Source organism: Streptomyces sp. Ag109_O5-1, from assembly GCF_003814875.1.
Taxonomy (GTDB): Bacteria; Actinomycetota; Actinomycetes; order Streptomycetales; family Streptomycetaceae; genus Streptomyces; species Streptomyces sasae.
Window position 1 is genome coordinate 11,319,143 of record NZ_RKQF01000001.1, and the last position, 22,550, is coordinate 11,341,692.

Consider the following 22,550-nt stretch of genomic DNA (forward strand, 5'->3'; position numbering starts at 1 on the left):
CGGCCGCCCTGTCCAGGGCGGCCGGTTCCGTGCCCGGTTAGTGCTCGGTGGCGGTGAGGGCGGCCAGTTCGCGGTTGACGGCAGCCTGGTGCGCTTCGGCGTCGATGCGTGCTTTCTTCGGGTTCCAGCGGCCTGCCATCACGAAGACGAACGGCAGGAAGAGTGCTTGGCCGGCGACGCAGATCCACCACCAGTCGCGCCATTGGCCGGGGCCGTTCTTCGTTGCTTTCTGGACGTCGGCGCCGTATTTCTGCAGTACCTCGAGCTGCGGCGCCGCCTTGTGCACGACGGCGAGGTCCTTCGTGCCGACTTCTTGGACGGCGCGGGCGCTCAACGCGGGTGGGACGGTGGTGGGGGTGTACTTGTTCAGTTCGGCGAAGAGCTGCGGGTGCGCGTTGATGACGGCGAGTGCGGGTGCCGCCTGTGCCGAGGCGGCCTTGACCTCGGCGCCGTGTTCCACGAGCGGGGTCGCGGAGGTGACCAGTACCGGGATGAAGGCTGCGGAGACGGCCACCACGATGCGCACCGTCCAGCCCCACACCGCCAGACCTGCCGCGGTCGCCGCCGGGTTGTGCTTCTCGACCGTCTCGGTGAAGCTCGCCATCCAGGGCGCGTAGGCGATGCCGCTGAAGACGCCGATGCCGACGAACAGCCAGGCGAAGGTGTAGTAGCCGGTCGTCAGGTGGGTGGCGCGGGTGGCGAAGATCGCGGTCATCGCGGCGGAGCCGACCGCGCCGGCGATCATGAAGGGCTTGCGCACCTTCAGCCGGTCCGAGAGCAGGCCGGCCAGGACCAGGGCGATGGCGTTCGCCGCCCAGTACCAGTTGGCCAGTGCGTTGGTGCGCTGCTCGCTGTAGCCGAAGACGGTCGCGAAGTAGACGACGAAGTTGCCGACCGCCGCGTAGTACAGCAGCAGGAACACGGCGATGGCGAAGGCCGAGCCCAGCACGTCCAGGCGCATCATCTGCCGCCACTCGCCACGGCGTAGCGCCTCGGTGTCCAGCCCCTTGGCGCGCGCCTCGACCAGCGCCCGGTCCCGCAGCGTCACCATGATCTGGTCGCGCAGCGCCGGGGACAGCTCGCGCAGCGCGAAGAGTGCGGCGATGAAGACGACGAACCCGGCGATCGCCGAATAGCGCAGTTCGTCCTGCCAGGTGGCGCTGCCGAGGGTGTTGCTGGTGACGGTGGTGACCACCAGGGAGCCGATGACCGGGCCCATCGTCCAGTACCCCATCGCGGTGGCCCGGCCGAGCTGCGGGGAGAAGTCCCTGATCAGTGCGGGGGTGGCGACCAGCACGATGCCCTCGATGAAGCTGACGAGCGCGAAGAGCACCAGATAGGCGGTCTTGTCGGCCGCGTTCGGCAGTCCGAAGAAGACCAGCAGCGCGGCGATCAGCAGCCCGTAGACCACCAGATTCGCCCGGCCCCAGCGGTCCGCCAGACCGGCCACGAGCGAGGCGAAGGCCCCGATCGCGTTGCCGATCACCGAGACCCAGATGAAGTAGCGGTACGTCATGCCGAAGTGCGTGATGATCGATGTCGCCACCGCGTACTGGATGTACAGCATGTAGTACAGGACGACAGTGGTGACGACCACGATCGCGAGATACGCCATACGGCGGCCGGTGGGCGGGTAGTCCGCAAGTTCACGGCGGTACAGCCGGGTCAGCGGGGTGCGGGCATTCGCGGCGGGCGCATCGGGCGCGGGTCTGTCGGCGTCGAACGGCGTCGTGGCGGCGGGCATACGGCTCCTCCCAGGGATCACCGGAAACCGGGTGCCTGCGTCGGTGGGACTGGGGTGCGAGGCGGCCCGGCTCCGGGAGCGTGGCCAGAGGCTAGTACCGACTAGTCGGTATGCCTAGGGGTCTGCATGAGGTCGTTCACTCGGTTCATCCCCGGCCGCTGAAGGTGCGAGTGCCGAACTGTCATCCATCCTGTTCAGCTGCTGACCGGCGATGAATCGAATCCCGCCGCCTGCCAGGCGGGGCAGGCGCCGCCGTGTCGTGATGATCGGCTGTGCTACCGCGCGCGGCCTGCTCCGCCTTCACGGACACGGTCTTCTTGATGCGCGTGCTGCCGTCGGCGCACAGCAAACAGCAGTTGCTGACCTGGGAGCGTCCGCTGTGGGAGGAGCGGGAGCGGGGGAGCGTCGTACCGCCCGGGGTCGCCTGTCGTGCCCGTCGCCGCGGCTTTCGGGGCGGCTGTCGTCCGCGCGCGGCACCCGATCGCGGGCATGTGCGCGGGCGACAACCGCGGCAACGTCCGCACAGTGCAAGGCAGTTCGCGCCCGCAGCGCGTGCACGGTCCCAGCGGGCGGGTGTGCCTGCCGTGCCATTTCTGGCACCGCCGGCAGCGGCCCGAACTGAACTCGAGCGTCCAGGCCCCGCAAGCACGGCAGGCCCCATGCGCCGCCGGCACGGTGCGAGGCGCCGTCCGCGTGCTGCTGTCATGGACGGTCTGTCCATGCTGTTTGCCGGCCGGTGGCCCGGAACTTGATCACGTGACCATGAACTGGACCGCGATGTCCGGGCAGTGGGGCTGAAGAGCCGCGGTCACGCGGTCTGGTCGGGGTCGGACCGGTCGATCACAATATCGGCGTGTCCACAGTGATTGACGGCGAGTTCGACGACGGTACGGCCGTGAGGTTCATGCTCACCGGTCCACCGGCCGTCGCGGTCGCGAGCGACGAGTCCGATGATCTCCCTGAAGGCATGGTCAAGGCCGTTCCCGTGGCGGCGGGTGGTGGTGCCGGGGCTGCGGTCGCCGGGTTCACGGAGGGGGCGTTACGGCGGGTGCTCAAGCCGCTGGGGCCGTTGCTGCGGGGGGTGCACGACGCTGTGCGGGCCGTACCGGAGCCACCCGGTGAGCTGAGTGTGACTTTCGGGGTCCAGGTGGGACAGGACCTCAAACTGGGCATCGTGGGCGGGACCGGGCAGGCGCACCTCACCGTGACCGCCAGCTGGAAACCGACAACCGGCGCGGAGTGAGGCGTGGGCTGGTTCAGAGCGGTGGGGGTGGCGACGGGCGGGGAGCTGGGGCCTCGGGTCGCCTCGGTACGCCGGACTGCCGACGGCAAATCGGCGGGAGCGGCCGTGGTCCTCGGCATCGATACCGTGCTGACCTGTGCCCATGTCGTCAACGACGCGCTGGGCAGGCCTATGTTCGAGACGCGGACGCCGGGCCTCGACGAGGTGCCTGTCGCGCTGTGGGGACCCCGCAAGACCGATCTCTACCCCGCTCGGGTGGTGCACTGGGTCGCGCCCCGGACCCGTGACGGCGGGCCCGTCCGGGGTGGCGGGGGCGAATGGCTGGGTGACCTCGCCGTGCTGCGGGTCGACGCGCCGCCTGGCGTGATCCCCGCGCCGGAGCCGTGTGCCGCCATGGTGCCCGGCCAGCGGGTGCGCGCCTGGCACGGCAGTGGTCAGGGGGCGACCTTCGCCGACCTGGAAGTCGCCGCCCTCGACGGCCCGTTCGGCTACCTCGACGGCAAGGCTACCGGGATGGCTGTCGGCCCCGGCTACAGCGGAGGCCCCCTGTGGTGGGAGGAGGACGGCGCCGGTGCGGTCGTAGGACTGGTCGCCGCGGCCTATCTGCCGCAGAGGGACGGATGCGGTAGCCCGCTGCCGTTCACCCCGCAGCAGCCGATTCGGCGCAGCTGGTGCATCCCGTGGCAGCGGGTCGAGGCTGAGCTGGGCCCGCTGGGCGCCCTCGACGGGCTCGGCTTCCAGCTCAGCGACCCGGACGATCCAGCGTACGGAATGCTCGTGACGGCGATCGAGAACGCGCTGCCGTCGAAGTACACGCTCGGCGACACCGCACGGCAGCTGGCCCACGCGTGCGGTGTGGGACCGGGCAGCCCCGTCGCCCCGCCCGCGGTCGAGGAGTTCGCGGCATTCCTCCTCACCCATCCACGGGCCCTGGCCGCCTTCACCGAGATCCTGCGCAACCGGGACGCCCGCGCTGCCGACCGGGTCCTGGTCGCCGGACAGCTCTCGCCCACTCCTCTGCTGCTCTCCCCGCGCGAACACCTCCGGCTGCACCAGCTACTGCGCAAGGTCGACCGGCCGGTCCTCGCCCGGTTCCCCGAGGCGGTGCGCGAGGCCACGAAGCGGGTCGCCGTGCCCCGTGACGGCGGCAGCCTCGACGTCGTCCTCGACCGGCTGGAGACGCTGTCGGGGGACGGCCACTCCGCGGACGGCGGCCCGCGGGTGCCGGTCCTGCTGCGGGTCGTCGAGTACGTCGCCGCCCTCTGCCCCGCGCCCCGGCAGGCGGAGCTGCGCCTGTGGTCGGACGGGGTCGCCGGGCGGCTCGGCATCCCGCTCGCGGCTCTGCGCGAACGCCGCTCGGACGCCCAGGACTGGGCCCGGATGCTGCGTGGCGGGACCCGGCGGGTGCGGGTTCTCGCCTGGATCACCAGGGCCGGGCGCGGCCGGTACCGGCTGCGCATCTGGTGCGACGAGGGCACCGGGCCGCGCCAGGTGTCGGCCGACAGCTCCGGCAGTTACTCCGCCTCGGAGGCGGCCCGCGAACTCCTGCGCGTCCTGGAGACCCTCGCGCCGGCCGTCGCGGACGGCGGACGACCGCTGGTGGAGGTGCTCGTGGACCGCGCCGACCTCAACCTCCCGGTCGACGAGTGGGCCGCGCAGGCCCCCGGCGAGATCGTGCCGGGGGTGCTAGGGGTGGAGTTCCCCCTGGTGGTGCACTGCCCGGAGCTGCTGCGCCGGCACGAACGGTTCCTGCCCGACTGGCGTGAGCGATGGCGGCAGCTCGACTCGGGCGAGACCCTGGTCGTCTCCGACCCCGCCCAGGATCCCCACCAGATCTACTACGAGCTGATGGGCAGACTCGACACCGTACGGGTCTCCGTGGACGTGCCGGCGGGCCCGCGCGACGCGATCGTGCAGGTCTGTCTCGCCGTGGGCATACCGGTGGTGGTGTGGGACCGGGGCGCCGACGCGTCAGCGTCCGAGGCGTCGGTCCCCGAAGCGTCGGTCTCCGACGCGTCAACGTCGGGGGCGTCCACGGCGTCTTCTCCCATGACCTCCGCTTCGGTCTCGCCCTCGTCGCACGTCGTACGGCACATGGCGGAGGTAGCCACCCGTGAACTGCCCGACGGGGTACGTGTCTACCGGGCCAACGCCCGCGGCAGCCGCGCCCCCGAGTTCCCCGGGCGTCCGGTCCTCGCCTGGGCGGACGCCGACCGTGCCGTGCCCCGACTGCACCTGACCGAACCCCAGGAGAACGCATGACCTCCGCACACGAGGCAGACGAGGCATACGGGACCGACGCGGACTGGCGCCTGTTCCGCGGCGACGGCGTGCCCCGCCCCGTGGCCCTGCCCTCCGCCCCGCCCTGGCGCCGCTTCAGCCCCGCACCGGCCGTCCGCCCGGAGCTGCCGTACCTGATCGAGCCGCGCCACGCCGACGTGGTCAACGCCGCACTCCATCTGCGGCGCCCGCTGCTCGTCACCGGCACTGCGGGCACCGGCAAGTCCTCGCTCGCCCGTGCCGTCGCCCACGAACTCCGGCTGGGCGATCTGCTGCGCTGGTCCATCAACAGCCGTTCCACCGTGCGTGAGGCGCTCTACCAGTACGATGCGATCGGCCGCCTGCGCGAGACCACCCTCAGCCGCGACCGGGGCGAACACGAACCGTCCATAGGCACGTTCATCCGGCTCGGCCCGCTCGGCACCGCCCTGGTGCCGTCCGCCACGCCGCGCGCCCTGCTCGTCGACGAGATGGACAAGGGCGACGTCGACCTGCCCAACGACCTGCTCACCGTGTTCGAGGAGGGCTACTTCGACATCCCCGAACTCACCCGCCTGCCCGCCGACATGGCCGAGATCGAGGTACAGACCGCCGATCACCGTGGCACGGTGACGGTGCGTCAAGGCAGGATCCAGTGCCAGGAGTTCCCGGTCGTCGTCATCACCAGCAACGGCGAACGGGACTTCCCGCCCGCCTTCCTGCGCCGCTGTGTCCGCCTCGACCTGCCGGTGCCCGACGAGACCCGGCTGCGCGCCATCGTCACCGCCCACCTCGGCGAGGAGGCGCTGCGCGACGCGGACGACCTGATCGAGGCCTTCCTGCGGCGCCGCGCCCCCGGCGAACTCGCCACCGACCAGCTTCTCAACGCCGTGTTCCTGCGCACCGGCGGCGTCGACCTGGACGCGGAGGGCCTGCTGGACGCCGTACTGCACCAGCTCACCGGGTCTCTGTGAGGAGGGTCTGATGCCAGGGGGAGGCGCGAGGCTTGCCGAGGCGCTGCGGGTGCTGTCGGCCACGGGCCATGAACTTGACGCCGACCAGGTGCTCGACGTGCTCTGGCTGGCCCGGCGGCTGCCCGCCGGAGCCGCGTCCGCGCTCAACATCCCCGCGCCCGCCGGGCATCCGAGCGTCGAGCAGCCGCCCGCCCCTGGCACGGACCGGCCCGAGCCCGACGTGCCCGCACCGGATCCCGGTGACCCCGGCCTGCCCGACCTCACCTCCCCCTCCCTCTATGCGGCGGCCCGCCAGACACCCACCGCGGTGCCCGACATCAGAACGCGGCGCGGCCCCGAACCCGGCCGGGCCATGCCGGTCCGGGTCCCCGAGGACAAGGCCCTCGCCGCCGAACTCGAACTCGGTCGCGCCTTACGGCCGTTGCGCCGACGCCGGGCCAGCCCGCACCGGCTGGAGATCGACGAGGAACACACCGCCGCCGAACTCGCCGAGACCCGGCTGCCCGACGTGGTGCAGCGACCCGTGCAGGAGCGCTGGCTTCATCTGATGCTTCTCGTCGACGACGGACTGTCCATGCTGCTGTGGCACCGCCTCGGCGCGGAACTGCGTACCCTGCTCGAACGGCTCGGCGCCTTCGCCACCACCCGGGTGCTCGGCCTCGACACCCGCGACGCCCACCAACCCCGCCTGCACGCACGCCCGTTCGGGCCGGACAGCGCCCCCGTGCCGCTCAGCGCGGTCGTCGACCCCTCGGGCCACACCCTCGTGCTCGTCGTCAGCGACGGCATGGGTGCCGCCTGGCGCAGCGGAGCCCTGCACCGGCTGCTGACCGGGTGGGCGTCCCGCGGCCCCACCGCCCTGCTGCACACCCTGCCACCCGACCTGTGGGACGGCTCCGGCATCCACGCCGAACGTTGGCAGGTCACCACCCGCCGTATCGGCGGCGCCAACACCTCCTGGGACATCGCCGACCCGGTGCTCCCCGCCGATCTCGCCGCCTTCAACGGCGCACCGGTGCCGGTCCTGGAGCCAACCCCCGGCTCGCTGCGCGACTGGTCCAGGCTGCTCGCCTCACCGGGAACCACTTGCTCGCTGCCGCTGCTGGCCCGCCCGGGCAGGACCCCGGGATCCGGCACCGTCCCCGGTCCGGTCGACCCTCAACACTTCCGGGACGCGGCGACCCCGGAGGCATACCGCCTCGCCGCGCATCTGGCGGCCGTCTCACCGCTCACGGTGCCCGTGATGCGGCTCGTCCAGACGGCCGTCCCGTGGCAGGCCCGCACCTCGCACCTCGCGGAGGTCTTCCTCGGCGGTCTGCTGCGCCCGCACCCCGCGCCGGTCCCCGGCCCCCTGCACGCCAAGCACCAGGTCTTCGACTTCACCGATTCCTCCCGGCTGGTCCTCCTCGACGCCGTCCCGCAGGCCGAACTCCTGCGCACCAGCCAGCGGATCGGACAACGCCTGGAACAACTCGTGGGCAACTCACCCGACTTCCCCGCCTGGCTCGCCCACCCGGAGGGCCCGGCCCAACTGCCGGGCACCCACCGCCCGTTCACCAGCATCGAGCGACGGCTCCTCACCCGGTTCGGGGTGTCCTTCGACCGGGAGACAGCAGGCCTCGACGTGGGCCCGGACCAGGGCGGCGGCGGGGACGGCTGGGGGCCGCTCACCGAGAGCGACCCGAGAAGGCTGGGCCCGTACCGGCTGCTACGACGGCGGCGACTGCGCCGTACGGTGGAGTACGACGGCGTCGACGCGCAGGGCGTCCGGGCCATGGTGCGCGCCCCGCGCCCCGGTCCCGCGGGCGACCAGGCCCACACACTGGAGGCGGAGGCGCTGCACCGGCTCGGCGGAAAGTACGCGCCCACCCTGCTCGGCCACGGCCTGCACGACGATCCGCCCTGGGTGGCGACGGCCCCCGTCGTGGAGACCGGCACCGCCACGCCCTCCCCGCCCCTGCGGCTCGCGGAGATCTTCAACACGGCCCACGCGGAGGGCCACGCGCCCTTCGACAAGATCACCGCCCTGGTCGTGGGCTGGCATCTGGCGAGCGCTGTGGCACTGTGCCATCTGCACGGAATCGTGCCCGGGGACCTGAACGCCGAGAACTTCTTCGTCCTGCGGCGCTCGGTGGTGCTCGGCGAACTCTCCGACTGCGCCGTCGACGGCCGCTACCCGGGTGCGGGCATCCCACCGGCCGTCGAAGACAACGTGCGTGCGCTGGGTGAGCTGCTCCAGCTCGTCAGCAGCAAGCCGGGCTGGGAGCTGCCGGGCCGTCCCGAGGGCATGCACCTGTGGCAGGGCGATACCTGGAACCAGCTCAGGGGGCTCGTTGTGCGCTGTCTGGAACCAGACCCGGCAGCGCGTCCCGCCGCGGGGGACATCGCCGACACGCTGGCCCGGTACATCGCCCAGTCCCGCGTGGAAGACACCGTCACCCCACCGTCCCCGACCCCCGCCCACCCCACCGAACGGATCCCCCTCACCGAGCCGCGCCCCGCCCCCGCCGCCGAACTTCCCTTCCGGCTGCCCCGGTTCGGCATCGCCCGTCAGGAGGCGGAGGCCCGGATCGCCCGGCTGCGCGCGCCCCTGCGCCACGGCAGGCGGCTCACCCTGGTCGGTGCCCACAGCTACAGCGGCAGGTCCACCACGACGATGGTGCTCGGCTCGCTGCTCGCCGCCGTCAGAGGCAACCCGGTGCTCGCCCTCGACGGCGCGTCGCACGAGGGAGCCCTCGCCGACTTCCTCACCGACCGCAACCCGGCCACCGTGCGCGATCTCGCCGGCCTGCCCGTCGACTCGCCGTACCAGGCGGTCCGCGCGCTCACCACCGCGCTGCCCTCCGGCCTCGAAGTGGCGGCCCACCCCCAGGGCCACGTCAGCCCGAACTTCGTGCACGCGCAAGCGTACGAGCACATCCTGACCCGTACCGAGCCCTACTACTCGTACGTCCTCACCGACTGGGCGCCGCAGCAGCTCGGCGCGTCGGCGGACACCGTCCTGGACCTGACCGACCGGCTGGTCCTGTGCTGCGGTATCTCGGACTTCGCCCTCGCCTACGCGGCACGGATGCTCGCGGGGCTGCGGGACGCCCGCCGATGGCGGCTGGCCGACGAGGCGCTCGTGGTGGTCACGGAGGTGGAGGGGCCCACGGCGCGCCGGGTGCCGGCCGGCCTCGCCCGCCGGCTCGGAGTCATGCCCGACCAGGTGGTGGCCGTGCCCTTCGACAAGTACCTGAGCGCCGGCCGGTTCAGAGAACTGGCCCGGGTACGGACCCAGACCCTTGCCGCGTTCCTCGACCTGGCCGAGCGGGCCTAGCACTCCAGTCGAACTTCACCATTCCCGCTGGTCAGAGCCATAGTTTCAAGCCTGGCGGCATGACGGCCGAGCAGGGGCGGGGCCGGGCTGTGCATCGTGGGTGTGGGTGTGGGTGTGGGTGTGGGTGTGGGTGCGGGTGCGGGTGCGGTAGGCGCGGGCGACGGCCTGGTGGCGTCTGCGCCAGTGGGACCAGATCAGTGCACCGGTCCCATGGCGCGCGGGCCAGGGGCCACCAGCTGCCGGCAGCAGCCGCCTGACGCGTGCGGCCGGACCGCGCCGGCGGCCACGGCGGTCGCCGCCATGCCCGCGAGCCTTTGCAGCCAGGCGCGGCTCTCGCGGCCGAGTCCGCGCCAGGCCGCCGGAAGTCGGGACATCCTCACCCGGGGCCGGTCACGTGACCCCGCGGAGTGGGGAATCCACCGCCGCTCAGGCCGGCCACCGGCGATGGCTTCCGCCACGTCCGCAAGATCGCCCGTCAAGGCGTACCGTTGTAGCGGGTTTTGTCGGTGACCCAGTTGGTGACGTAGGTGCACCAGTAGTCGGCATACGGAGGCAGCCACTCGGTCGGGTCCTTGTCGGCCTTCGACCCGCAGGATCGCCCTGGCCGGATCGGCACCGATGCGCTGGGCAACGCTGTAGGGCTAGGTTCTGACTCGTTGACCATCTGTCGGCTGGGGCACTTGTAGATGGTCCATGGCGGTGCCGTCGGGATTTCGCCCGAAGGCTGCCCCTAGAACAGCGGGAAGGTCTGCCTCGGGGACCGTGGCGCGCACCTCCGCCAGGACATGGGGGAAGGTGTCATCGCCGATGGCGCCCATGTGCTCCTGACGGAGTTGGTAAATGATCTCGACGAGTTCGGGCCTCAGCTGCATCCAGGCACGGGAGGTGCGGATCTCTTCGTCGACCTGGTGCATGAACCAGCGCATGACCGCGTAGGGAACTTCCACGTGTGGTGCATGCGGGTTGAAGCACACCGTCGGCTCCCGGGCCGGATCCTCGTCCGGGATGATAGCGGTCACGAGATTCCGTTGTCCGGCCACAAGGTCCAGTTCCAAGTACCAGGCGTCATCGGGCACGGAGTACATCGCAGTGATCGTGTAGTCGCCGTCGGGGTGTCGGAAAGCCATTGCCGCATGCTGTCACGCTGGGCTGAGGGCGCGTGCCTCTCCCATTACGCGACTCGTTCCCGGGCCCGAACGAGGATGGCGGCGAGGTGGAGTGCGGCCTGGTAGACGATGACGAGCTTGTCGGTTCGCATGGCCAGGCCCCGCCACTGCTCGGCCGGTCGATACGTCGCTCGGCCGTGTTGCGCTGCCTGTACGCCTCGGCGTCGAATCCGGGCGGGCGGCCACCAGCGCGCCCTCGGCGCAGACGGTGACCGACCTGGTCGGAGTGCTGGGGGTGACAGATCGGATCCCGCGGCGGCGGAGATGCTTCCGAATCGCGCGGGACGAGTTCGCGTGGTCCGCCAGGACGGCCTCGAGCCGAGTCCTCGGTCTTCCGGGACCACTACGCGGAACACGGATGCCTGACATGACGGCCTCGACGGCCGGCGCGTCACCCGCTTGGCCTCCGGTGACATGGAGGGACAGCGGCCGTGCACGGCCGTCGCGAGGTGGACCTTCGTGCTCAGGCCGCCGCGAGAGCGACCGAGCCCGTGCCCGTCAGGTTCGGCCCGGCCTTGCGCCCCTCTTTCCTGGCGCCGGCGGCGTGCTGGTGGGCGCGGCAGCCGGTGGAGTCCACCGACACGGCCCAGGACAGCAGCGATCCCACGCTGTTCGGGCTGCTGGACGCCGATGTCCTGGTGACGCTTACCCCGACCGACGACCCTTGCCGGGTCCAGGTCACCGTGGCCGAGAGGGGCTTCGGGACCCTCGGCTCCGTCTACCTGCAACCCGACCTTCTCCACGCTCGGTTCACTGATGTCCCCGGGAACCAGGGGGCCGATCGTGCGGCCGTGGAACTCGCGGACGCCGCGCTTCCCTACACCTCGGGTGCCGAGCGGGGGCTGCCCGCCTCCCTCACGCACACCCTGGACGCGCTGCGCACTGCCGTGCTGGCCGACGACCGTGAGACGTTGGCCGAGCTCGGGACGGGCCTGGTCCACGACGCCGCGCAGGTTCCCCTGCCGGACACCGGCCCGGGCCACCGCTTGGCCGCAGCCCTTCGCGCCTTCTGCCAGTCGGCCGTTGAGGCGACAGACGGCGCGGTCTTCACGAAGGACGGAGAACTCCGGCCTGAAAGCAGTGCCGGGTACGCGGAGATCATTGCTGAAGTCGCCGCCGGCAGACAGACGGCACCCAGCCCGGGCGACGGATCCGATGAATCCGACGACGAGGAAGACGAGCGGGACGTCCTGAAGCCCGGGGACGAGGAGAACGAGCCCAAGGACGCGGTCTTCCCCGGCCTACGGATCCTCAAGGACGCGGTCGGCCGCTCGAAGATGCACCCGATCCCCGTCATCCGCACCGAGGACCGCGACAGCGACCCGTGGCTGCTGATGAGTGAGCACATGGACGGTGAGCCCCGCTGGGTCCACCCGGACGTCACCGTCACCCGCGTCCCGTACATCAGGGAGAACGGCACGCGGGTCTGCCGTGACCAGATCGACGTGCCCGATTCCTTCGGCGGGGGTGTGCTGTGCCTCATCGACTGCAACGGGTCCTATCCCTCGGCGTGTTCGGCCGTACCCCTCGCCCCGAACAAGCTGCTGCACACGGGCCCGCTGGACGCATTCGACAAGAGCCAGGCCGGTATCTACCTCATCGACATTCCCCACGTGGACGCGCACCGACATGCCGCACCCGCTGGGGCGGCTCGTCGACAATCCCGATGCACAGGGCCGCGTGTGGGCCACCAGCCCGCACATCAGGCTTCTCGAGAGGCTCGTCAGGGATAGCCACATCGCCGCCATGCCGGGCATCCACGACTCCCGTACAGGGAAGGCCAACGAGTCGCTGTTCAAGCCGTTCTACGAGGCCACCCGCAAGGCACGAACCGAACTTGTCCAGACCGGCGGAGACCCCTACAAGACCTACAAGACGCGGCTGTCCATCGCGCTGCGTCTGCTGTGGCCCAAGCGTGCCGAACAGAAGTCCCCGTTCTGGCGGCCGGAGTGGCGCATGAGCACGCTCGCCGAGGCAGAAGTCCGTCACTGGATCGTGGCCTTCCAGGCCGTCCTGGCGGGCTACCTGCGCGTCGCACTGCGCAACGTCGACGAGGCCGTCTTTCTGGACGCCTGGCAGCACCCCACCCGCCACGTACCGGATCGGGACCGGCTTCGGCGAAGTGAAGGCCAAGTTCGTCCAGCCCGGCGAGATCATCCCCAAGGGTGACGACAGATGGCCGCCCCCACGGGGCGCGGCCGCTCCCTGGGCGCCGCCTTCAACGACCTTCTGCGCTCCCAGGTCACCCCACGCCAACGGCTGTCGTCGTACACCGCCAAGCACTGGCACGCCCAGCTCAGCCGGCTCACCGCGACCCACCGCGGGCAGCAGGCCTTGGAGGACGCCGGCCTCCACGTGACGAGCAAGACCCTCACCAGATGGCTGTCCGACTCCGAGTACAACATCCGACGCAGCTACCGCGACCTCATCCACACCGCCTACGAGAACACGGCCATCGTCCCCGCTGACCCGCTCCCCGACCACATCAAGCGGGGCCAGTAAAAGATCAGCGGCACCGTCAAAACAGGGGACGACGTACGTACGCGCGGAACCCGGGATGCCGCGCCCCTGCGTATCGACGGCAGGCGGGGGCACTGGGACGGGATCGAGGAACTCTGGCTCGTCGGTGAGCTCACCGACGACGAACTCGAGGACCACTTCATCGACGACGTCATCGTGGAGGACATCGGCGAAGGCACCGACGGATGGGAGTTTCCCGGCGCCTCGTACTCCGTCGAAGTCAGGTGGCAAGCACACCTGAAGCAGTGGGACCGCCCGTCACAGCAAGGGAATCCACATCATGGGCCACCCCGGCTGCGATCCCGCGCTCTGGCTCCGGGACGCCTTGCTCGCGGTCGACACGCGCAATGTGAGGCACGCCGGCCCGCACCGGTGCTGCGGGCGGTTGTCGCGTGTTGCCGCTGGGACAACGACGCCACCAGGACGAGGAGATGGTTGCCGATGAACGCCGTCCGAGACAGTCCTGCCGTTCGACCCAGTGGGGGTGTACGAATGTCACAGGGCGAGTCAACGCGCCTGCGCGTGCTTTGCGATGATGACGCTCGCGTGCCGGCGAAGCCCCGTTCTGCAGCAGCGTTTGCAGGGCTTTCGCGGCTCAGCGGCGGCGGGTCCAGGAAGTAGCGAGTGGTGCGGCGCGGTAGCCGGGTACGGATGCCGCGCTGAGGTTTTGCGCGACCGCGGCCGGCTCGACGGGCGCGGGTGCCACCTGCACGCAGGCGTTCTTGGGCTGCGTGGTGCTCTGTCCGAAGCGGCAGGCCACGCCGGTCAGTTTGATGGTGATGAAGTCGGCGATCTGCGCGCCGAACTGGATGGGCTTCCCGTTGATCTCGATGTCACCGACGGTGAAGCCCTTGTCCTGGGGTACCTCGTAGATGAACCGCACGGGGTGGGTCGCGTCGCCGCGTTGCCTGATCCAGTAGTCCTTGGGATCGGAGCCGTCCGGGGCGGCCCAGCCGTCCGTGGCCAGTTTGTCGAAGTAGAGACCGACCGGGTCGGCGAGGGAGACGTCCGCCTTCTGCCGGGCGAGGTCGTTCACGGCTCCACCGATGTGCGGGTCGCTGTTACGTTCGGGCTCGCCGTACTTGCTGCAGTGGATGAGTTCCTGCTCGGTGGTCAGCTCGTGGCCGTCGATGACCCGCACGACGGTGGCCGCAGCCGCGAGTTCGATCTCGGCGCCCAGGGTGTTGTTGGGCTGGATCAGATGCATGGCGCCGTCCGTCGTGGAGTCGTTCCACCGGTTACGGGGGTTGTAGGTACCGGTGGCTCCGAAGAGGTCGCTGTGCTGGACGTTCGGGTCGATGTGCGTCCGGTAGAGCTCGAGGACCTTGGCGGGGTCCGACTGGCCGAGCAGATGCCAGTACTCGGGTCCCTCGCAGGTGAACATGACCTTGGTGATCTTCCCGGCGGCATTGCGGGTGACGCTCCACTCGCAGTACTCGTCCTGGACGTCCCGGCTGGCGTCGGCCCGTCGCCACCGCTGGGCGTCTGACAGAGACTGGATCACGATCAGACGGGGGAAGGCCGTCCAGGTGACGGTAGCCTCCCGGGCGTCGGCCGCGGTGTCGGTCTTGGTCAGGTTGTAGAACTGGCTGCGAGGGCTGTCGTTGAGCACCTCGTGGGGATCGGGGCCCGTGATCGAGTTGTCGACACGGTCGCTGATGAACATGTTCCAGGCCTTCAGGCCGGTCTCGTCGAGATCGTCGAGGTGTCCGGGCGGGCTGTACGAGGCGAGCAGGCTCATGGGGCACTCCTTCGCTGAAAGATGGCCGGGGACGGGCGAGCCGCAGACAGCGGCGGCTGTCAGGGGGTGGGCGCGACCGTGCCGTCGTCGATCATCCCGAGCCGCGGGGCGTCCGCGGGAATGTTGGTGGTCGGCAGCGTCAGCTCGAACTCGTTGAGCCGCATCGCCTTGAAGTCGCGGCGGCGGGACTCTGCCAGCCGGACGTAGTCGTCGAAGCCGGCGGATTCCTGGATTCGCCGGCCGACGTGGCCGAGGTAGTCGTCGATCCGCTGAGCGAAGGCCTTGGGCCAGGTGTCGTCGGCGAGGACCCAGTCGGCGGCGAAACGGCCTTCAGGGCTGCCGGGCGGCAGATTGGCGGCAGCGTCCACGATCGCCCGCGCGATGTGGTCCTGCAACTCGGTTACGGCGGTCGGTGTGGTGGGGACATGGGCCATCAACTGCTCCCGGACGGAGCTGAAGACCGGGTTGGTGAAATCGACCATGAACGCGCAAGCGGCGAACTTGCCCGTGATCAGGCCCTGTTTCACCATCTGTCGGACCATCTCGTTGTCCTCGCAGGCCGGCTCCGGTACGACGAAAGCGAAGAAGGTGTCCCCCGGCTGGGAGAAACCGCTGCTCTTCTCCTCCAGGGCGAAGTCGAAGGTTCCAAGGCTCTCTACGTAGTGGGCGGCCGGGACCATGGGAGGAAGCGCGGCCGTGACAGGCAGTTCGAGATCGCTCAGGAGCGCGTCGCTGTTCAGCCAGAAGCCCGGGGGCAGCAGCAGGTCACCGCTGGAGGGGGTGATCGTCGAACTCTGGGTCGCCGTACTGGCCAGGTTCACAGCGGTCGAGGTGAACAGATGGCGCATCAGCTGCTCGGGATGTTCCACGGTGCCGTCCTGTGTGACGGCCGCCAGGCGGGCGGCGGTCCAGCGGCTGATCAGCGCACGGACGGTCAGCTCAAGGTTCTCGGCGCCGATGACCTGCTGATACAGCGGGTCGGAACGGAAGGGGTCGTCCGGGGCCAGGCGAATCGTCGCCGCCTGCGACTGCCAGTTGTTCCAGGGCGCTTTCAGCTCCTTCATCACGACGCTGCCGTTTATGTGACTGTCGAAGCAGCCGTGGCCGCGGGAGCCGGGGGCGAGGGCGGACCACGAGTTGCCCGCCCACACCCACACGGGGCTGATCCGCATGTAGTAGTTGAAGACCTTCGCGGCCGGATCCCAGGCGGCAACCTGGAGAAACGTCGTGGCCGGATCCTCGTTCGCCCCCGTGCTCACCAGCAGGTCCACGTCCCGGCCGGTGGCGGCGCGAGCGACGGCGAACCGCATGGCGCGCGGCAGCTCGGGGGCGGAGCCGAGCGGAATCTGCCCGGCCTCGCCGATCAGATACACGGACTGGTTCGCTTTCGTCGCCGGCTCGGGCAGCCCAGCGAGGAGATCCTGCACCGTCAACGGGAAGATGCCCCTGCGGAAGAACAACTCGGCCATCGGATCCCCCAGCTCCGCCAGCTCCTGGGCGTCCAGCGGACGGGCCAGCTGGTCGACACCCACCACGAAGCGGTACAGACTCGGTGCTTCCCGGTCGTGGGAGTCCGGGTCGCCCAGGGCGGCCAGGACCGCGCGGCTGGCGGGGGGCGTGATTCCAGGAGGGGAGCCGCGGGTCTCTGCGGTTCGAGCCTGCTGCAACCAGGCAGTTGCCCGGCGATGCTCTCGTATGCCGTCCACCGACTCGACCTTTCGTCACCCACAACTGTCCGGTGAGGTGGGAGCGGTGTGTCAGGGGGCTTGAGTGCCTCGCACTCCATGACCAGTCTGCCTCGCCCGAGGACGTGGCGCATCCTCAGCAGTGGAGGACCGCACACGTGGCTAGTGGTGGCTGTCCGGCCCGCCCGTGCACATGGAGACGTTCAGCTCCTGAAGCACGGAGGCAATCGGATTGCCGACCGTGTTCGCCCCCGAGCCGGCGAAGAGCAGCGCCACCACGAAACCCTGCTCGTCGACGATGGCGGAACCCGAGTCACCGTGGTCGGAGAAGACGGCGTCAGGGGAGGTGGCGGCCGTGATGCTCACCTGGTCGCGCAAGGTGTGCACGCCGAGGCCCTCGCCGTAGTCCACCTGGACGGTGGCCGAGATGCCGTCGACCGAGCCGCGGGTCAGCTCCGTCGTCCGCCCGCGCTTGCGTACGGCCATCCCGAGTGCGGCGGTCTTCGTTCCGCGTACGCCGCCGATCTCGACGATGTCACACGACGTCTGCCGGTGCTCGTCGATGGAGATCACCGCACCGTCGACGTGGTCGGAGAGGACCAGTCGGAGGGTGGCTCCGAACTCGTCCTGAGGAACCTTCCCGTGCTCGATACGGCTGGGCTGCACCATGCGGTCGCCCGCCTGGCCGGTCGCGTCGACGGCGGCGACATGGAAGTTGGTCAGTGCCGCACGGGCCTGGCTCTCGTTGTCGACGACGACGGCACCGAGCGTGCCGGCGAAGATGCTGCCGCCGATGGCCCTGCTCGGGCCCATGCTCACGCCTCCCAGAAGGGGCGAGTAGTGCTTGGCGTCCGCCAGTGAAGCCACGGGCAGGGAGGTGACGTGGAGCTCGTAGACGCGTTCCAGCACGTCGGTGACGGCGCCGTGGATCTCCTCGGGAACTCTCTGGTCGGCCGGTATGTCATCGGTTTTCCGCGCCACATGAACGCGCACGGCGATCTGGTTCGTGAGCTCGCCGCCGACTTCCTTGTAGCCGACGTCGATTCCGGTGACGCCCGGCTGGTCGATGTAGTGCTGCTCGACCTGCTGCTTGATGGCGACGAGTTCTTCGATCGTTGGCATCATGGCCCCTTCGGTCGTCATGGGCACCACATATCACGCTCCCACGTACGCTGCGGCTTCGCTCGGCGAGTTGCCTGCGCAGGTGGTCTCAGCGCCGAGCACGCACAATGGAGGAGTGAAGATGACCCTCGAACAGGCGCTGTCCATTCAGCGCCGCCATGAACAGGGCATCCTGTCCTTGCCGTCCGTGACCGGTATCGGCGTGAAACTCCGGGACGACAGGCTCGTGCTGGAAGTCACCGTCGAGCCGGAGACGGAGGTGCCCGCGCAGTTGCGGGTTCCGGATGTCGAGGGACTGCCGCTGGTGGTGGAAAAGCGCCGGTACGAGGCGCAGTAGTAGGCGGCAGGAAAGAGAGTCGCTGGGCAGTCCTGCAGAGACTTGAGGATGGCGAGGGCCTGTTCGGCAAGAGCCTGGATCCGGACATGGGGACGGTTCGGGTGGGGCGGCTGGCAGCACCCCAGTTTCCAGCGTCGTTCGAAACCGCGCAGGGTGGGCCAGTGGTCGGCGCCGACCCGCCACGGTCCCAGCCGCCAGCCGCGCATGCCCCACCTGGAGCGCCAGCCGAACACATCGAGGGCGGCGTCATGCCGGGCGAGCCTCGCCTCGCCCACGTGCGATGTGCCGGTCGGGAGTACCACGGTCTGGGGTCGCGGCACGCTCAGCACCATCGTCATCCGTCCGTAGCTGTCGCCCTCTTGGACAGCCACTCCCGCTCTGGCCTGCTCATCTCCACCGTGGTAGCGCAAGAGGAGCGGCGGCTGGGCTCGCTGTTCGAGGAGTTGGAGGCCCGCGAGGCGGCTGCCCGGACACGGGTGGAGGTGCTGGAAGCCAAGCTCGCGGAGGTGTCCAGGCGACTGATGAGGCCCGTGAGGGGCTGGAACGGCTGCCGATCGGGCGGGAGACGGTCGCCGAAGTGCTGGGGGAGACGGTCCCGGAGAAGCCGGGGGGCGCGGTCGATACCGACGGGTCGAGCGCGGGTGGGCCGGTGGCGTCGCCGTTCGTCCCTCGAAACGAACCGTACCCATTCGGATATGCGACCCGATCGCTGTGCAGGACAACGTCGGCGAGGTCGTCTGCGGGATCGATGTGCGACGACGAGCCGGCGGAGGTGACCGTGCCCCAGCTCTGGGCCGGAGTGGACATCGGCAAGGAACACCACCACTGCGTGGTGGTCGACGAGCGAGGCGAACGCGTTCTCGCACGCCGCGTCCTCAACGACGAACCGGCCCTGCTGGAACTCATCGCAGACGTGCTCGCGGTCTCTGAGGACGCACTGTGGGCGGTGGACATCAACCACGGCGGCGCCGCCCTGCTCATCGGCCTCCTGCTCAGCCACGAGCAGCCGAGCTCGTCGAGCACAAGGCCGAGCGGGCCCGCACGCAGGAGGCCGGGTCGGAGGAGTACGCAGACATCCGCCAAGAGGACGCCCGGCAGACATTGCGCGATCTTCCCGGGCCGATTGACTTCTTCCTCAACGACGGTTGGCCCGAGGTGGTCCTGGACGTGCTCGAACCGCTCACGCCCGCACTGCGCCCGGGCGCAGTGGTCGTCACCGACAACGTCGGCGCGATGCGTGGCGACTACGCCGATCACACGGCCTGGATCCGCCTTCCCGACAAGGGCTTCGTCTCACTCAGGGCGTCGTTCCGCACCGGCACCGAGGACTCCGTCCGGACCGGTTGACACCCGCGGCCCGATCGCGCGGCCACCCGTCGGACCGCGCTCCGCCTGACCGTCGCCAGGGGCTGACCCGGCCGAAAACCGTGGGCAGGGTGGTCGAAACCCCGGCTCGCAACAGCCAGTTCAAGCCGTTGTGCTGATGCGGTCATGACAACGCTGTCCGGTGGGTGTCACTCTGCTCTCCGAAGTTCACCCTCCATTCACAGGAGACTCACAAAACCCCTGCATCTCCGATCTCGTATTTCCCTCCTACCGCACCGCACGGCCCAGCAGACGTCACCGCGTCGGACCGTGCCCTTGGCACCCGCGCGCCGCCGGACGGCTCGACCCAGCCGACCCGCTCTCCAGGGCTCCGCCGAGCCCGCCACCCCACAGAAGGAGAACGTCATGTTCCGGCAGGACCGTCACCATCGCCGCACCAGACACACCATGACCCTGGCGCTGACCGCCGCGACCACCCTGCTCACCATCGGTATCCAGAACGGCACCGCTGTGGCCGGCCCCGAAGTCCGCCAGCCCGCCCGCATCCTGGCCACCCCGAGGGCCGGTGCGGCCCCCGCCCCGCTCTCGCCGGCGCGGCACAGCGCGCTGCTGAAGCACGCCGCGGCGGACGCACCCGACACCGCGAGGACGCTGCGTCTCGGTGCCGGCGAGAAGCTCGTCGTCAAGGACGTCGCACTCGACGCCGACGGCACGACGCACACCCGTTACGAGCGCACCTACGACGGCCTGCCCGTCCTCGGCGGCGACCTCATCGTCCATGCCAACGGCGACCGGCTCACGGTGTCGCGGGCCACGAAGACGGCCCTCGCGCTCTCCTCCACCAGGGCGAAGGTCCCCGCGGCCACAGCGAAGGCCCGGGCGCTCGGCGTCGCCGCGAAGTCCGGCGCCGAGCACCCCGTGGTCGAGGGCGCCCCGCGGCTCGTCGTCTGGGCCGCCTCGGGCAAACCCGCCCTGGCCTGGGAATCGGTGGTCGGAGGCTTCCAGGACGACGGCACGCCCGACGAACTGCACGTGATCACCGACGCGGCCTCGGGCAAACAGCTCTTCCACTACCAGGGCATCGAAACCGGCACCGGTACCGGCCAGTTCAACGGAACCGTGCCCCTCAGTACCACGCTCTCCGGCTCGACCTACCAACTCGTCGACGGCGACCGAGCCGGGCACCGAACGTACGACCTCAACCAGGGCACGTCCGGCACCGGCACCCTCTTCACCGACGACAACGATGTCTGGGGCGACGGCACATCGGCCAACCGACAGACCGCGGGCGTGGACGTCGCCTTCGGCGCCGCGGCCACCTGGGACTTCTACAAGAACGTCTTCGGCCGCAACGGCATCCGCAACGACGGCGTCGCCGCCTACAGCCGCGCCCACTACGGCAACAACTACGTCAACGCCTTCTGGTCGGACAGCTGCTTCTGCATGACGTACGGCGACGGGTCCGGCAACACCCACCCGCTCACCGCACTCGACGTCGCCGCCCACGAGATGAGCCACGGCGTCACCGCTGCGACCGCGGGTCTCACCTACTCCGGCGAGTCGGGCGGCCTGAACGAGGCCACCTCCGACATCTTCGCCGCAGCAGTCGAGTTCTACGAGAACCTCCCCGCCGACGTCCCGGACTACCTGGTCGGCGAGAAGATCGACATCAACGGCAACGGCACCCCGTTGCGCTACATGGACAAGCCCTCCCGCGACGGCGCCTCCAGCGACTACTGGAGCTCCTCCCTCGGCGGCCTCGACGTCCACTACTCCTCGGGCCCGGCCAACCACTTCTTCTACCTGCTCTCCGAGGGCAGTGGAGCCAAGACCGTCAACGGGGTCGCCTACGACAGCCCCACCTACGACGGCCTGCCGGTGACGGGCATCGGCATCGACAACGCCCAGCGTGTCTGGTACCGGGCGCTCACCACGTACATGACGTCCAGCACCGACTACGCGGGCGCCCGCACGGCCACGCTCCAGGCCGCGGCCGACCTCTTCGGCGCCTACAGCCCCTCCTACCTCGCCGTCGCCGACGCATGGGCCGCGATCAACGTGGGCCACCGGGTCGCACTGGGCGTCAACGTGGCACCGATCGCGGACCAGATCAGCGGCATCGGGCAGACGGTCACGCTCCAGACGGACGCCTACACCACGAACTCCGGCGCGGGGCTGACGTACACGGCGACCGGACTGCCGGACGGGCTGACGATCAGTGACACGGGCCTGATCTCCGGCACTCCGACCACGCTCGGGACCAGCGACGTCACCGTCACGGTCACCGACGACACGGGCGCGAGCAGCACCGTGAACTTCGCGTGGGAGGTGGCCTACGTCTATGGCAACGCCACCCGCGTCGACATACCGGACAACAGCACCGCGGTGGAGTCCCCGGTCATCGTCACCGGCCGCACCGGGAACGCCTCGGCCACCACCCAGGTCTACGTGAAAATCATCCACACCTACCGGGGTGACCTGACCGTCGACCTGGTCGGCCCCGACGGAACCGTCTACTCGCTGCTGAACCGAAGCGGCGGCTCCGCCGACAACGTCGACCAGACCTTCACCGTCGACGCGTCCGCCCAACCCCTGACCGGCACCTGGAAGCTCCGAGTCCAGGACCACGCGGCGATCGACGTCGGCTACATCGACCAGTGGCGGCTCATCCCCTGATCCCCTCCGCCCCACCTGCCACGGCTGTTGTTGCGGGACACGCACCGAGTCCCGGAACAACGGCCGCGGCGCGCCGGTGTCAGCGGCCTGCGACACGGTGCCGCCCCTGCCGATCGACGAGAACCACATCCGCGCCACGATCACCTGTGCGGGTTGTTCACGCTTGGCCGGCGTGTCTCGTAAGGCGGATCGAGCAACCCTTCGAGCGCACCGTGATCCCCGAGGGGTTGGCCATCCTCGTCGATGACGACCTGCTCTTCGAGAATGAGAACGGGCTGCGAGCGACCGCGGTCGCGAACAAGTGGTTTCGCCCCCGGCCGACGGAGAACTGCCCGGCGCCCTCGTCCTGGGGTACGTACGCGCGGATCCTGCGGGACTGGCTCGTGTCCGCCCAACTGCATGGGGTGGAGATCTTCGACACCCGAGACCGGTTGAAAG

17 protein-coding genes and 2 pseudogenes are annotated in these 22,550 nt (G+C 70.0%); 11 read left to right on the top strand and 8 right to left on the bottom strand.

From position 1 onward, the window contains the following. Positions 1–37: 37 nt before the first annotated feature. The gene (locus EDD90_RS51695; protein WP_123980285.1) at positions 38–1,744 is read right to left on the bottom strand and encodes an MFS transporter; all 1,707 of its coding nucleotides are present in this window, start codon (positions 1,742–1,744) and stop codon (positions 38–40) included. Between the two features lie 847 nt (positions 1,745–2,591). Between EDD90_RS51695 and EDD90_RS51700 the strand changes: the two genes are divergently transcribed. Genes EDD90_RS51700 through EDD90_RS51715 form a run of 4 tightly spaced genes read left to right on the top strand, consistent with a single transcriptional unit; the run spans position 2,592 to position 9,539 of the window. Continuing rightward, positions 2,592–2,987: a CU044_2847 family protein gene (locus tag EDD90_RS51700; protein ID WP_384576823.1), complete on the top strand. Its 396-nt coding sequence runs from the start codon at positions 2,592–2,594 to the stop codon at positions 2,985–2,987. Positions 2,988–2,990: 3 nt separating this feature from the next. Next, on the top strand, positions 2,991–5,249 hold the full coding sequence (locus EDD90_RS51705; RefSeq protein ID WP_123980289.1) for a trypsin-like peptidase domain-containing protein: 2,259 nt from the start codon (positions 2,991–2,993) through the stop codon (positions 5,247–5,249). Then, positions 5,246–6,220 carry a MoxR family ATPase gene (locus EDD90_RS51710; RefSeq protein ID WP_123980291.1) on the top strand — a complete coding sequence of 325 codons (975 nt, stop codon included), beginning with the start codon at positions 5,246–5,248 and terminating at the stop codon, positions 6,218–6,220. The genes EDD90_RS51705 and EDD90_RS51710 overlap by 4 nt, the downstream gene beginning before the upstream one ends. Before the next feature lie 10 nt (positions 6,221–6,230). Further along, entirely contained in the window at positions 6,231–9,539 is a 3,309-nt protein-coding gene (locus EDD90_RS51715) for an SAV_2336 N-terminal domain-related protein (RefSeq protein ID WP_123980293.1), read from the top strand. Between the two features lie 194 nt (positions 9,540–9,733). Here EDD90_RS51715 and EDD90_RS51720 read toward each other — a convergent pair whose 3' ends face one another. The 4 genes and pseudogenes from EDD90_RS51720 to EDD90_RS51735 all read right to left on the bottom strand — a co-directional run. After that, on the bottom strand, positions 9,734–9,913 hold the full coding sequence (locus EDD90_RS51720) for a hypothetical protein (RefSeq protein ID WP_123980295.1): 180 nt from the start codon (positions 9,911–9,913) through the stop codon (positions 9,734–9,736). A 101-nt stretch (positions 9,914–10,014) separates the two neighbouring features. Beyond that, complete coding sequence (locus tag EDD90_RS56125) at positions 10,015–10,170, bottom strand: hypothetical protein (protein WP_185149535.1); 156 nt, start codon at positions 10,168–10,170, stop codon at positions 10,015–10,017. A gap of 10 nt (positions 10,171–10,180) precedes the next feature. Further along, positions 10,181–10,666, bottom strand: coding sequence for a hypothetical protein (locus tag EDD90_RS51730; protein WP_123980297.1), 486 nt, complete (start codon positions 10,664–10,666; stop codon positions 10,181–10,183). 44 nt (positions 10,667–10,710) lie between these two features. After that, positions 10,711–11,294, bottom strand: a pseudogene (locus tag EDD90_RS51735) (IS5 family transposase); the annotation flags it as partial. Between EDD90_RS51735 and EDD90_RS51740 the strand changes: the two are divergent. From EDD90_RS51740 to EDD90_RS58180, 3 genes are read left to right on the top strand one after another with little or no spacing between them, the layout of a single operon-like run. Then, the gene (locus EDD90_RS51740) at positions 11,272–12,438 is read left to right on the top strand and encodes a hypothetical protein (RefSeq protein ID WP_260328615.1); all 1,167 of its coding nucleotides are present in this window, start codon (positions 11,272–11,274) and stop codon (positions 12,436–12,438) included. The pseudogene EDD90_RS51735 and the gene EDD90_RS51740 sit on opposite strands and share 23 nt — an antisense overlap. Positions 12,439–12,451: 13 nt before the next feature. After that, positions 12,452–12,874: a hypothetical protein gene (locus EDD90_RS58175; RefSeq protein ID WP_260328616.1), complete on the top strand. Its 423-nt coding sequence runs from the start codon at positions 12,452–12,454 to the stop codon at positions 12,872–12,874. Between the two features lie 6 nt (positions 12,875–12,880). Beyond that, positions 12,881–13,207, top strand: coding sequence for a hypothetical protein (locus EDD90_RS58180; protein WP_260328617.1), 327 nt, complete (start codon positions 12,881–12,883; stop codon positions 13,205–13,207). A 613-nt stretch (positions 13,208–13,820) separates the two neighbouring features. On the opposite strand, the gene EDD90_RS51750 is transcribed toward EDD90_RS58180, so the two are convergent. The 3 genes from EDD90_RS51750 to EDD90_RS51760 form a co-directional block, all read right to left on the bottom strand. After that, positions 13,821–14,966, bottom strand: coding sequence for a hypothetical protein (locus EDD90_RS51750; RefSeq protein WP_123980299.1), 1,146 nt, complete (start codon positions 14,964–14,966; stop codon positions 13,821–13,823). Positions 14,967–15,025: 59 nt separating this feature from the next. Further along, positions 15,026–16,633: a hypothetical protein gene (locus tag EDD90_RS51755; RefSeq protein WP_123980301.1), complete on the bottom strand. Its 1,608-nt coding sequence runs from the start codon at positions 16,631–16,633 to the stop codon at positions 15,026–15,028. 180 nt (positions 16,634–16,813) lie between these two features. Next, positions 16,814–17,773: a hypothetical protein gene (locus EDD90_RS51760; RefSeq protein ID WP_123980303.1), complete on the bottom strand. Its 960-nt coding sequence runs from the start codon at positions 17,771–17,773 to the stop codon at positions 16,814–16,816. Positions 17,774–17,894: 121 nt separating this feature from the next. Between EDD90_RS51760 and EDD90_RS56130 the strand changes: the two genes are divergently transcribed. The 4 genes and pseudogenes from EDD90_RS56130 (at position 17,895) to EDD90_RS51780 (ending at position 22,112) form a co-directional block, all read left to right on the top strand. Next, positions 17,895–18,110 carry a hypothetical protein gene (locus tag EDD90_RS56130; RefSeq protein WP_185149536.1) on the top strand — a complete coding sequence of 72 codons (216 nt, stop codon included), beginning with the start codon at positions 17,895–17,897 and terminating at the stop codon, positions 18,108–18,110. A 748-nt stretch (positions 18,111–18,858) separates the two neighbouring features. Then, positions 18,859–19,119: pseudogene (locus EDD90_RS51770) on the top strand (transposase); the annotation flags it as partial. Next, a complete protein-coding gene (locus EDD90_RS51775) occupies positions 19,050–19,457 on the top strand; it encodes a class I SAM-dependent methyltransferase (RefSeq protein WP_123980307.1) in 408 nt (135 codons plus the stop codon). The pseudogene EDD90_RS51770 and the gene EDD90_RS51775, both read left to right, overlap by 70 nt. A 384-nt stretch (positions 19,458–19,841) precedes the next feature. Beyond that, entirely contained in the window at positions 19,842–22,112 is a 2,271-nt protein-coding gene (locus EDD90_RS51780) for a M4 family metallopeptidase (RefSeq protein ID WP_123980309.1), read from the top strand. Positions 22,113–22,550 lie beyond the last annotated feature (438 nt).